Source organism: Saccharothrix ecbatanensis (assembly GCF_014205015.1).
Taxonomy (GTDB): Bacteria; Actinomycetota; Actinomycetes; order Mycobacteriales; family Pseudonocardiaceae; genus Actinosynnema; species Actinosynnema ecbatanense.
This window is the reverse complement of the sequence record NZ_JACHMO010000001.1, coordinates 1601910-1612794: the sequence shown is the minus strand read 5'-3', so window position 1 is coordinate 1612794 and position 10885 is coordinate 1601910. Positions and strand designations below refer to the sequence as shown.

Sequence of the window (10885 nt, the reverse complement as noted above, 5' to 3'; positions counted from 1 at the left end):
CGTAGGTGGCGTGGAGATCATCGATGTGGTGCCAGGCCTGCGGATGCTGCGGTTCCCGGTCGGGCAGGCGTACGTGTGGCAGGAAGGCGACGCGCTGACCGTGATCGACACCGGCATCGCCGGGTACGCCGAGCGGATCGCCGAACTGGGTCGGATCGAGCGGATCGTGCTGACGCACTTCCACGACGACCACATCGGGTCGGCGGCGGAACTGCGGGCGTTGACGGACGCGCCGGTGTACGCGCACGGGTTGGAGGCCCCGGTGATCCGTGGCGACGCCCCCGCGCCGCCGCCGATCGTGCCGCCGGAGGAACGGGAGCTGTACGACCGCGTGACGCCCGGCGCGCCCATCGCACCCCACTCCCCCGTGGACCGCGAGGTGGACGAGGGCGACGTGCTGGACTTCGGCGGCGGCGCGCGGGTGTTGTCGATCCCCGGGCACACGCCGGGCAGCATCGCGATCCACCTGCCGGACGCCGGGGTCCTGTTCACCGGCGACACCGTGGCGACGTGGGAGGGCGCGGCGATCCCCGGCGTCTTCAACCTCGACCGACCGCTGCTCCTGGAGTCGGTGCGGCGCCTGCTGGACCTCGGGCCGGACGTCCTGTGCGTCGGCCACGGCGATCCGCTCTTGACCGGGAGTCGCCTACGGCTTTAACTATCGAGCACTCGATCGAAACTTTCTGTCGACGTGCTGAGGAGAGTGCCGCCGTGAGAGCTCTGGTCGCCGCACTGGTGTTGGCGTTGCTCGGGGTCGCCCCGGCCGCCGCCTCCCCCGACCGCTGGGTCGGCACGTGGTCCGGCGCGGTCACCACCGTGCCGGCGAGCGACTCGACCGCGTTCCAGGACCAGACGATCCGGCAGGTCGTGCGGACCAGCGTCGGCGGCGACTCGGTGCGCGTGCGGCTGTCCAACGAGTTCGGCACGTCGCCGCTCGTCGTCGGCGAGACGCACGTGGCACTCCGCGACTCCGGCGCGCGGGCGGTGCCGTCGACCGACCGCCTGGTCACGTTCGGCGGCCGCAAGGCCGTCACCATCCCGCCCGGCGCGCCCGCGCTGAGCGACCCGATCCCGCTGCGACTCAAGGCCCGGGTGGACCTGCTCGTGAGCGTCCACCTGCCGAACCACACGCCCGGCACGACCACCAGCGCGTTCGCGTACCAGCAGAACTACATCGCGGCGGGCAACGTCACCGGCAGCGCGGACATCACTCCGACCAGCACGACCGAGCGGTGGTACTTCCTGTCCGGGGTGAGCGTGCGGTCGGCGGCTCCGGCCGTGGTGGCGTTCGGCGACTCGATCACCGCCGGGACGTCCCTCAACGCCAACAACCGCTGGTCCGACTACCTCGCCCGGCGCGCGCCGCACCTGGGCGTGCTGAACAAGGGCATCGCGGGCAACCGCCTGCTGCACGACCCCAACCCGCCGGCGGGCTCACCGGCCGAGGGTTACGCGGCGCTGTTCGGCGAGAGCGGCCTGCGCCGGTTGGACCGTGACGTGCTGGTCCAGCCGGGCGCGCGGCACGTGATCGTCCTGTTGGGCGTCAACGACATCGGCCACCCCGGCACGCCCACCGCGCCCGCGTCGGAGAAGGTCACCGCGGCGGACATCATCGCCGGCCACTCGCAGCTCATCGCACGGGCGCGCGAACGCGGCCTGAAGGTGTACGGCGGCACGATCACGCCGTTCCGCGACGACACGTTCGGCTTCTACAGCCCGGAGAACGAGGCCACCAGGCAAGAGGTGAACCGGTGGATCCGCACCGGCGGCGCGTTCGACGCGGTGATCGACTTCGACCGGGCGCTGCGCGACCCCGCCGCACCGGACCGCCTCCTCGCGGCGTTCGACAGCGGCGACCACCTGCACCCCAACGACAAGGGCAACGAGGCGATGGCCGAGGCGATCCCGCTGCGCCTGTTCCGCTGACCACCCGTAACGAGACACCGCACGTGCAGATCCGGGCCGGGCCTGTGCGACACAGGCCCAGCCCGGCTGTTCGCGGCTCCCGTTCGCGGCAGGCGCGCGACAGGCCCGGCCCGGCTACTCGCAACTCCTGTCCGCGGCGGCCGCGCGGGACAGGCCCGGCTCGGCTCAGCCGGATCGGCGGGCGATGAACTCGGTCGGCAGCACGACCGGTTCCGGCGCCAGGACCGCGCCTTCGAGCCGGGACAACAGCAGTCGTGCGGCGGCCTCGCCCATCTCCCGCATCGGCTGCCGCACGGTCGTCAGCTCGGCGTGCGCGGCGATCGGCACGTCGTCGAAGCCGACCACCGCGACGTCCTCCGGCACGGTCCGGCCGGCCGCGTTCAACGCCCGGATGACGCCCAGCGCCGACAGGTCGTTGTGCGCGAACACCGCGTCGAAGCGCAGGCCGGTGGCCAACATCTTCTCCGTCGCCTCCGCACCGCGATCGGTGCCGAAATCGCCCTCCACCACCAATCGCGGGTCGACGTGCACGCCCGCGTCACCCAGGGCGTCGAGGAAACCGTCCAGCCGCTCCCGCACGCACCCGAAGTTCGACGGCCCCGTCACCACGGCGAACGCGGTGCGGCCGGCCGACATCAGGTGCTGCGCCGCGTGCTGCGCGCCCTCCCGGTTCGTGGTGGTCACCGACGGGAAGCCTGGCCTGCTGCCCCGGTCGTCGATCATCACCACCGGCAGGCCCTGGTCGTACAAGGTCTCGATGTAGCTCAACGTGTCCGGCGGCTCGATCACCAGCAGCCCGTCGAACGCCTTCGCCGACACGTGGCTCGCGAACTGCGCCAACGACTCCGCGCCCCGGTTCACCGTGTACAGCAGCAGGCCGTACCCCTCGGCCTCCAGCTCGTCCACCGCGCCCTGCACGACCTCGCCGGTCCACGGCCAGGTCAGCGACGGAACCAGCATGCCGACGGTGCGGGCGCGGCCACGGGCGAGGCCGACGGCCCGTGCGCTGGGCACGTAGCCGACGTCCGCGATCACCTGCCGCACCCGCGCCGCCGTGGCCGCGTCGACGTCCGGTTTGCCGTTGAGCACGCGGGACACGGTCGCCTTGCTCACCTGGGCGCGTTGGGCGACTTCGGCGATCGTGACCCGCACGGTGACACTCCTCGGCTGCTGACCCCAGTGAAAGCGGCTGCGTAACCGGTACCGAAACCGGTTACGGACACGCAGTCAACCGCTATGCGCACGCAGCGTCAAGGGTCGTGAGACCGGGATTCGCGGTGGTCAGGCCAGGATCGCGCGTCCGGCGGGCGTCAACTCCGCCCGCACCCACGGCCCGATGGGACCCGGTTGCGCCGGACGGAGCAGTCCGGCGTGGGCCAGTTCGCGGGCGGCGACCTGGTCGGAGCAGAGCAGGCCGTCCACCTTCAGGTCCGGCTCGCTGCTCCGGGTCACTTCGGCCCGTCCCGCCTCGATCGCGCGGAGCAGGGCCCGCGCCCGATGGTTCAACTCGTCATACATGATCTTTCACCGTCGTCCCCAGTTAGGTGTCCACTGGGCATATCGCCGCGACCCCGCGAAGTCTTACCGCGAAGCGTCGGCTACGGCCACAAAGCGGTGTCTCACGGAGTTGGAGACCGAAGTGCCCGTTGCGGTGGCGGCCGGGCGGTTCCAGAGCGGCAAGACCCGCGTCGGCGCAGATCCCGCGCTTCGGACGCCGCCGGCGGGGGCAGCCGCCCGGCAGTCGTGACGCGCGAGTCCGAAGTTACATCCGAGTCGTCCTCGGTCACCACCCGGTCACCGGTCGTAGTCTGGCCGACACGTTGCACCCGCTGGAAACACAGTGGCGGCAACCGCAACAGGGGGAGCTTGCGGGACTCGGCCTCTCGCCTACTCGTGATCTCCCGGCCCAGCCCCATTTCCGGTGGCGCTCGCGCGACCGGGAACTACGTTGAAGGGAGGTTCACAATGACTCGCAACCACATGGCGACGCTGCGCCCGAAGCTGGTGATCAAGGGCAAGGGCAAGTAGTGCCCGGAGCGGGGGCGGTGTCCCCGGACGCCGCCCCCGCACTCCTTTCGGATCGCAACACCCCCGGGAGCGCGATGTTCGTGGTGAAGGCCCTGGACAACGGCGTCCGCGTGGCGCTCGACGGGTCGCTCGGAGTTCGCAGCGTGACCGTGTGCGTGTCACTCGGAGCGGGTGCCGCACACGATGCCGCAGACCTGAGTGGACTGTCTCATTTGGTGGAACACCTGGTGCTCGAGGCGCCCTGCCACGGTGACACCTCGCTGAGCAAGTGGGTCGACTCCGTCGGCGGCCAGTCCAACGCCTCCACGTCGCACGAGGCAGTGGTGTTCTGGGCCCGCGTGCCCCCGGAGGCCGCGGTCGAGTGCGTGCGCCACCTGGACCTCGCGGTCGCACAGCCGCGGATCACCGACGAGCTGTGCGCCTCCGAGCGCTCGGTCGTCCTCCAGGAACTCCTCGCCGCGGCGGCCGATCCGATCGACGTGGCCAGGGAATCGTTCCACGGCAAGCTGTTCGCGGGCGGCCCGTTCGCCCGTCCCGTCGGCGGCGACCCCGACGACTTCCCCGAGCCGTCCGCCGAGGACGTGCTCCGGGCGCACCGGAACACCTTGGCGTCGTACCCGGTCGGCATCAGCTTGGTGGGCCCGCCCGATCTGCTCGCCGAGTCGTTCGACGTGCTCGCCGTCGGCGAACTGGCCCGCCTTGAGCAGGCGGGCGCACCGACGCCACCCGACTGGACACCACTCGAACCGCCCCGACCGGCCGCCGACCCCGACGCCGACTACGCGTACCTGGTGGCGGGTGGACCCGGCGCGGGCCGCTCCACCGCGCGGTGGGCCGCGGCCGAAGTGCTCGCGGCGGCGATCGGCGGCACCCCCGGTTCGGTGTTGTACGAACGGCTGCGCGGCGAACTCGGCATGGGCTACCAACTCCAGTCCTTCCACACCGCCTACCACGACGTCGGCTCGTGGTCGGTCGTCGTGGGCGCGCCGCCGGAAGACGTCCCGCTGGTGGAGAGGACGGTCCACGACTGCCTCGAAGCCGTGGCGTCCGGCCGGTTGGCGGGCGAGCACCTCGACGCCGCGAAACGGCAGGCGGTCGGCTCCGTGCTGCTGGACAACGAGGACCCGGTCGCGCTGGCCCACCTGGACTGCGCGTGGCTGCCCCGGACCGGATCGGACGAACCCCCGGTCGACGCGGTCCGGCGGCTGCTCGCCGGAGTGAGCCACGGCGATGTCCGCGCCTTCGCCGCACAAGTGTTGGAGGGTTACACGCATGTCGTCGCGTCCTGACGCCGACGCGGCCGAGCTCCGCGCGCTGGGCGTCGCGGCCGACGTCGCCGAGCTGCTGGCCGGGTCCGACGCGCTCGCCCGGGTGGCGGACCACCTCGTCGTGATCACCCCCGAAGTGGACGAGGTCAGCGGCGACGCCCGCGCCCTGGTCACGTTCCTCGCGCCGTCCGTCCACACCGGATCCGACCTGGTGGCGGAGCTGGCCACGGCCGCGGCGGCACGCCACCCGGAGATCGACCGACTGGTGCTGGTGCTCCTCGCCGGCAGCGAGCCGCCCACAACACCCGGCGGTGCGGCCTACATGCGTTACGTGCTCGCCACCGATCGGCTCGTGACCGCGCGTCCGGCACCGGGCACGCAGGTGCGGAGGGCGACCGCGGACGACGCCGACGACGTCGTGCCGCTGTTCGCCGCCGCGCTGGTCGACGGCTACCGCCGGTCCGGGTCCACCACAGACCAGTCCACAGTGGACGACTATGCGGCCGAGCTGTTCGTCGAGGCGCTCGAAGTGGGTGCGGTGTTCGTCGCGCACGACGGCGACGGCTTCGCGGGCCACGCCACCGTGCTGCCCGACCAGGACGACCTGACCGGCCAGGACCGCCTGGAGCTGTTCGACCAGTTCGTGCTGCCCCGCGCGCACGGCACCCCCGTGGGACCGCTGCTCACGTCGGCTGCGGTGGAGCACGCCCGACGGGTGGGGCTCCCGCTGCGCGGCTACGTGTCCGGTGGTGACGCCACCGCGGACAAGGTCTTCGACGCGCTGCTGGCCAAGGGCTGGCGGCCGGACACCACGTACTGGTCACTCCCGTTGTCCTCGCTCGCACGGCCGGCGGAGGTGGTTCCCGGTGGCTGACCGCCGCTTGACCCTGTTGCCCGCGGTCCAACCAGGTCTGCGGACCACCAGTCTCTGCCTCACCGTCACGTGCGGGTCGCGTTCGGACCCGGACGGCCTCGGCGGCCTGACCCACCTGGTCGAGCACCTGGTGATGTCCGCCCCCCTGCGCGGCGGCGAGTCGTTCAGCCGGCGCACCGAGCGGATGGGCGGCACGGTCAACGCGCACACCGGCCTGGAGGAACAGCAGTTCTACGCCCAGGTGCACGCGGACGACGCGCCGGAAGTGCTCGACCTGCTGCTGGAGGCGGCGTTCTCGCTCGACACCGACGAGGCGACCGTGGAGCGGGAGAAGGACGTCGTGCTCCAGGAGTTGGCCGGTGGCGCGGCCGATCCGAGCGAGCAGGCGCAGGACGCCATCCTCGAAGCCCTGTTCCCCGGTCACCCGCTCGGCGCGCCGGTCGGCGGAACACCGGAGGGCATCCGCGCGATCCGCCCCGAGCACGTGCGCGCGCACCACACCGGCGCGGTGCTGACCCGCCCGGTGAGCCTGTCCGTGGTCGGACCCGAGATCCCGGACCTGCCCGGCGACGTGATCGCGAACCTCGCCGACGACCGCCTGCCCGACGACCGCACGCCGCTCACACCCGTGCGGCGGGACCCGATCACCTGGCCGCAGGGCTACTTCTGGCTGTGCTTCGGCGTCCGCTCCCCCGCGATGGGCGACCCGGAACGCCCGGCGTACGACCTGCTGGCGCTGCTGCTGGACTCCAGCCCCGCGTCCCTGCTGTACCGGCGGCTGCGTGACGAGCACGCGCTCGGCTACGCGTTCGACACGTGGGACCGCGGCTACACCGAGGCCGGCGCGTGGCGGATGCTCGTGGGTGTCGACGACGGCAACGGCGACCGCGTCGAGCGGATCGTGCGCGGCCTGCTCGGCGAACTCGCCGACCGCGGACCCGAGGACGAGGACCTGCGCACGGCCAAGCGCCGGGCGGAAGTGCAACTGCTGCTCCAGACCGAGAACCCGTTGGAACTTGCGAAGTTGGCGGGTGTCCGGTCCCGTGCGGGCGGCGTCCCGTGGTCCGCGGACGCGGACCTGGCGGCACTGACCGCGGTGCCGGCCGGCGCGATCGCCGAGGCCGCCGCCGACGTGCTGGCCAACCTGACGACCGTGGTACGAGCCGGAGGATGACCACCCCATGACCACCACCGCCACCGGTGTCGACCTCGCCCTGCTCCACCGGCTGCTGGACGTGGACGAGGACGACACACCCGACGTGCTGGTGCGCACCGCTCGCGACCACGGCTGGTCCTTCCCCGCCTTGGTGCTGTCTGCGTTCGCACGCGACGGCATGGCGCTGGGCAGCGGCTCGTCGGACGAGCTGAACCGCACCACGACGCGCCGGACGCTCTACGCCGGGGTCCTCGCCGGGCTTTCCGCGCGCGTGCCGGTCAACGTCCTCAAAGGACCGTCGATCGCCCGGCACTACCCGGACGGGCTGGTGCGCGCGGTCGGCGACCTCGACCTGGTGGTGGCCGACGAGGAGGCGCTGTGGCGCGCGGTGCGGGCGGTGCTTGAGCTGTGCCCGGTCGAGGCGGTCGGGGTGTCGGTGTACGGCCACCCCGAGCAGCACCTGATCATCGACCTGGCGTGGCCGGGCGCGGACCCGTTCCTGGACAAGGAGCACCGGGTGGAGCTGTCCACCGCGGCGTTCCCCGGCGACCAGGGGTCGGTGCCGGTCCGGGTGCCGCTGCCGGCCGACCCGGTCACGTCCGATCTGCTCGCGGTGGCAGAGGAGCGGTTCCAGCGCGCCTTCACCGCCAAGGACCTGGTCGACGTGGCCGTGCTCGCCCCGCTGGTCCGGTCGGGCGCGGACGTCGCCGCCGCGGCCGTCGAGTGGAACCTCGCGCCGGAACTGCTGGAACTGCTGGAACTCGCGGCGCCCGAGACCGACCTCGGCGGGCTCGCCGACGCGCTGCCGCCGTTGCGTGACTCGGCCGCGCGGGAACGGGAGCGGCGGCTCGCCTGGTCATCGCCGGAACCGCCGGACGACCCGATCGCGGCGGCGCTGGCGGCGGGCCGGGAGGTCGGCGGCCTGCTGCTGCGAGAGGAGCGGCGCGACGACATGACGCGGTCCCGCGTGCTGCGGTACGACGGCGGTGTCGTGATGGAGACCCCGGTCGGCGACTACCTGATGGTGGACCACCCCGAGGTGACCCAGGAGCAGTACGACCGGGCACTCGCCGAACTGGACCGTGTCGACGCCGACCGCGCTGGTGGGGCCTGATGAGCGAACCGACCGGCTCGGCCGTCGTCGTCGAAGGGCTGCGGCGCGCCTACGAGCGCAAACGGCAGGAGCCGCGCGTCGCCCTGGACGGGATCGACCTGTCCGTCGCCGTAGGCGAGGTGCACGGCCTCCTGGGACCGAACGGCGCGGGCAAGACCACCCTGTGCAAGATCCTGTCCACCGTGCTGCTGCCGACCGGCGGCCGGGCGGAGATCTTCGGCCACGACGTGGTCTCCGACACCGCCGCGGTGCGACGTCTCCTCGGCATCGTGTTCGGCGGCGAGCGCGGCCTGTACGGCAGGCTCACCGCGCGGCAGAACCTGCGTTACTGGTCGGCGCTGTACCGGCAGCCGCGATCCGTCGGCAGGCAGCGGTCCGCCGCCCTGCTGGAGCGGGTGGGCCTGGCCGACCGGGCGGACGAGCGCGTCGAGACGTTCTCGCGCGGCATGAAGCAGCGCCTGCACCTGGCCCGCGGGCTGATCGGCGACCCCAAGCTGCTCGTGCTGGACGAGCCCACCATCGGCATGGACCCGGTGGCGGCCAGGGACTTCCGCGCCCTGGTCGGCGAACTGCGCGCGGAGGGCCGGACGATTCTGATCACCACGCACGACATGGCGGAGGCCGAGGCGGTCTGCGACCGGGTGTCGCTGATCGACGAGGGCAGGCTCGTGGCCACCGAGAACCCGAGGACGATCGGCGACTGGCTGAGCACCTACGAACGGGTGGTCGCCGAGGACGTTCCCGAAGACGTGGCCGTCGCCGTGCGTGCGGTGCCGGGCGTGCGGGACGCCACCCGGGCCGAGGGTTCGCTGGTGGTGGAGACCGACGCGGCGGGTGCGGCGGCACGGGTGGTCGAGCTGCTGGTCAAGGCGGGCGTCGCGCGGATCTCCACCGGCAAGCCGTCGCTGGCGGACGTCTACCTGCACGTCATCGGCGACCGGGGCAGCGTGGTGCGGTGATCACGGTCTTCGGCGCCGCGGTGTGGTTCCAGGGGCTTCAGATGCGCCGGATCGCGAACCTGAGCGCGCTCGTCGCCACACCGCTGTTCACCCTCGCCCTGGTCGCGATCATGGTGCACTCCGGGAGGGCGGACCTGGCCCCGTACGCGGTGGTGGGCGCGACGGTGATCGCGGTGTGGCAGATGGCGATCAACGAGTCCGGCGACATCATCGACGCGGACCGCGGCCAGGGCACGCTGGAAGCGTTGATCAGCACGCCCGCGCCGCTGTCGCTGGTGGTGCTCGGCCGGACCACGACCATCACGGTGATCAGCCTGCTTTCCCTGGTGGAGAGCGTCGTGGTGGCTCGCCTCACGTTCGGCGTGGTGGTGGACGTCCACCACGTGGGACTGTTCGCGGCGACGCTGGCGCTGACCGCCGTGGCGATGGCGATGACCGCGTCGGCGCTGGCGGGCGTCTTCGTGCTGTCCCGGTCGGCCCGGACGTTCCAGAACGCCTTGTCGTACCCGTTCTACCTGCTCAGCGGTGCCGTCGTGCCCGCGCCGCTGCTGCCGGAGTGGCTGCAACCGATCACCAAAGTCATCTTCTTGTCGTGGTCGACCGACCTGATCCGCGACTGCCTGCGTCCGGGCGCCGTGCCGAACGCGCCGGCGCGCCTGGCCGTGGTGGCCGGGCTGGGGCTGGCCGCGATGGTGGTGGGCGTGTGGGTGCTGCGGCGCATCCTGCAACGCGTCCGCACGACGGGGGCGGTGAGCTTCGCGTGATCCGCGACAACGTGCGGGTGCTGGCCGCCGCGTTCGTCAGCGCGCGGGCCGACCTGAAGGTGATCTACACGTGGCGCACCTGGTCGTTCGCGTGGCTGTCCCGGATCTTGACGCAGGTGGCGTTCTACGCCGTGATCGGGCGGCTGCTCGGGTCGGCCGAGCGCACCCAGTACCTGCTCGTCGGGAACGCGGTGTTCATCGCCGCGCTGGTGTCGCTGTTCGTGTGCGCGTCGACGGCGTGGGAACGGCAGGCGGGCACGCTGCCGCTGCTGGTGGCCGCGCCGACCAGCGCGTTTCCGCTGTTCGTCGGGCGCAGCGCGCAGTGGCTGCTGGACGGGACGTTGTGCGCTTCGATCGCGCTGTTCGTGCTGTCGCCGCTGTTCGGCCTGCCGTTGCCGATGCCACGGGCGCTGCTCGCGTTGCCGCTGATCGCGTTGGTGTCGTGGTCGACGTACTGCTTCGGGCTGGTGCTGGCGGCGTTCGTGCTGCGCAAGGTGGAGGTGCGCAACCTGGTGAGCGGGATCGGCTCGCTGACGCTGATGCTCGTGTGCGGGGTCCAGGTGCCGACGACGTTCTGGCCGGCGCCGTTCCCGCAGGTGGCCGAGGTGCTGCCGCTGACCCACGGGTTGGGTGCGGTGCGCGACCTGCTGGCAGGGGCGCCGGCGGGCGTGGTGGCGGGCGGTGCGGCGCTGGAGCTGTGCGTGGCGACCGGTTGGCTGGTGGTCGCGGGCTTCGCCTTCCGGCACCTCGCGGAGAGCGGGCGGCGGGACGGCTCGATCGAGTTCGGCGACTGACC

11 protein-coding genes are annotated in these 10885 nt (G+C 72.3%); 9 read left to right on the top strand and 2 right to left on the bottom strand.

What is annotated here, in order from left to right:
* Positions 1-10 precede the first annotated feature (10 nt).
* Together F4560_RS07160 and F4560_RS07155 are read left to right on the top strand one after the other, a co-directional pair.
* Entirely contained in the window at positions 11-658 is a 648-nt protein-coding gene (locus F4560_RS07160; RefSeq protein WP_184917844.1) for an MBL fold metallo-hydrolase, read from the top strand.
* A gap of 53 nt (positions 659-711) precedes the next feature.
* Positions 712-1926, top strand: a complete 1215-nt coding sequence (locus tag F4560_RS07155; protein WP_221483374.1) for an SGNH/GDSL hydrolase family protein — start codon at positions 712-714, stop codon at positions 1924-1926.
* 165 nt (positions 1927-2091) lie between these two features.
* Here F4560_RS07155 and F4560_RS07150 read toward each other — a convergent pair whose 3' ends face one another.
* Both F4560_RS07150 and F4560_RS07145 read right to left on the bottom strand, forming a co-directional pair.
* The gene (locus F4560_RS07150; RefSeq protein WP_184917841.1) at positions 2092-3078 is read right to left on the bottom strand and encodes a LacI family DNA-binding transcriptional regulator; all 987 of its coding nucleotides are present in this window, start codon (positions 3076-3078) and stop codon (positions 2092-2094) included.
* Positions 3079-3207: 129 nt separating this feature from the next.
* Positions 3208-3444 carry a hypothetical protein gene (locus F4560_RS07145; RefSeq protein ID WP_184917838.1) on the bottom strand — a complete coding sequence of 79 codons (237 nt, stop codon included), beginning with the start codon at positions 3442-3444 and terminating at the stop codon, positions 3208-3210.
* A gap of 584 nt (positions 3445-4028) precedes the next feature.
* Here F4560_RS07145 and F4560_RS07140 point away from each other — a divergent pair.
* From F4560_RS07140 to F4560_RS07110, 7 genes are read left to right on the top strand one after another with little or no spacing between them, the layout of a single operon-like run.
* A complete protein-coding gene (locus F4560_RS07140) occupies positions 4029-5243 on the top strand; it encodes a M16 family metallopeptidase (protein WP_184917835.1) in 1215 nt (404 codons plus the stop codon).
* A complete protein-coding gene (locus F4560_RS07135; protein ID WP_184917832.1) occupies positions 5227-6096 on the top strand; it encodes a GNAT family N-acetyltransferase in 870 nt (289 codons plus the stop codon). The genes F4560_RS07140 and F4560_RS07135 overlap by 17 nt, the downstream gene beginning before the upstream one ends.
* Positions 6089-7270, top strand: a complete 1182-nt coding sequence (locus F4560_RS07130; protein WP_184917828.1) for a M16 family metallopeptidase — start codon at positions 6089-6091, stop codon at positions 7268-7270. Before F4560_RS07135 ends, F4560_RS07130 begins: the two co-directional genes overlap by 8 nt.
* A 7-nt stretch (positions 7271-7277) precedes the next feature.
* Positions 7278-8366, top strand: coding sequence for a nucleotidyltransferase family protein (locus F4560_RS07125; RefSeq protein WP_184917825.1), 1089 nt, complete (start codon positions 7278-7280; stop codon positions 8364-8366).
* Complete coding sequence (locus tag F4560_RS07120) at positions 8366-9325, top strand: ABC transporter ATP-binding protein (protein WP_184917823.1); 960 nt, start codon at positions 8366-8368, stop codon at positions 9323-9325. Before F4560_RS07125 ends, F4560_RS07120 begins: the two co-directional genes overlap by 1 nt.
* The gene (locus tag F4560_RS07115; RefSeq protein WP_184917820.1) at positions 9322-10089 is read left to right on the top strand and encodes an ABC transporter permease; all 768 of its coding nucleotides are present in this window, start codon (positions 9322-9324) and stop codon (positions 10087-10089) included. The genes F4560_RS07120 and F4560_RS07115 overlap by 4 nt, the downstream gene beginning before the upstream one ends.
* The gene (locus F4560_RS07110) at positions 10086-10883 is read left to right on the top strand and encodes an ABC transporter permease (protein WP_184917817.1); all 798 of its coding nucleotides are present in this window, start codon (positions 10086-10088) and stop codon (positions 10881-10883) included. The genes F4560_RS07115 and F4560_RS07110 overlap by 4 nt, the downstream gene beginning before the upstream one ends.
* Positions 10884-10885 lie beyond the last annotated feature (2 nt).

Bases quoted from the DNA above. Each gene is read 5' to 3' on its own strand.
- F4560_RS07145 (WP_184917838.1), bottom strand. From the start codon at position 3,444: ATGTATGACGAGTTGAACCATCGGGCGCGGGCCCTGCTCCGCGCGATC.
- F4560_RS07140 (WP_184917835.1), top strand. From the start codon at position 4,029: ATGTTCGTGGTGAAGGCCCTGGACAACGGCGTCCGCGTGGCGCTCGAC.
- F4560_RS07135 (WP_184917832.1), top strand. From the start codon at position 5,227: ATGTCGTCGCGTCCTGACGCCGACGCGGCCGAGCTCCGCGCGCTGGGC.
- F4560_RS07125 (WP_184917825.1), top strand. From the start codon at position 7,278: ATGACCACCACCGCCACCGGTGTCGACCTCGCCCTGCTCCACCGGCTG.
- F4560_RS07120 (WP_184917823.1), top strand. From the start codon at position 8,366: ATGAGCGAACCGACCGGCTCGGCCGTCGTCGTCGAAGGGCTGCGGCGC.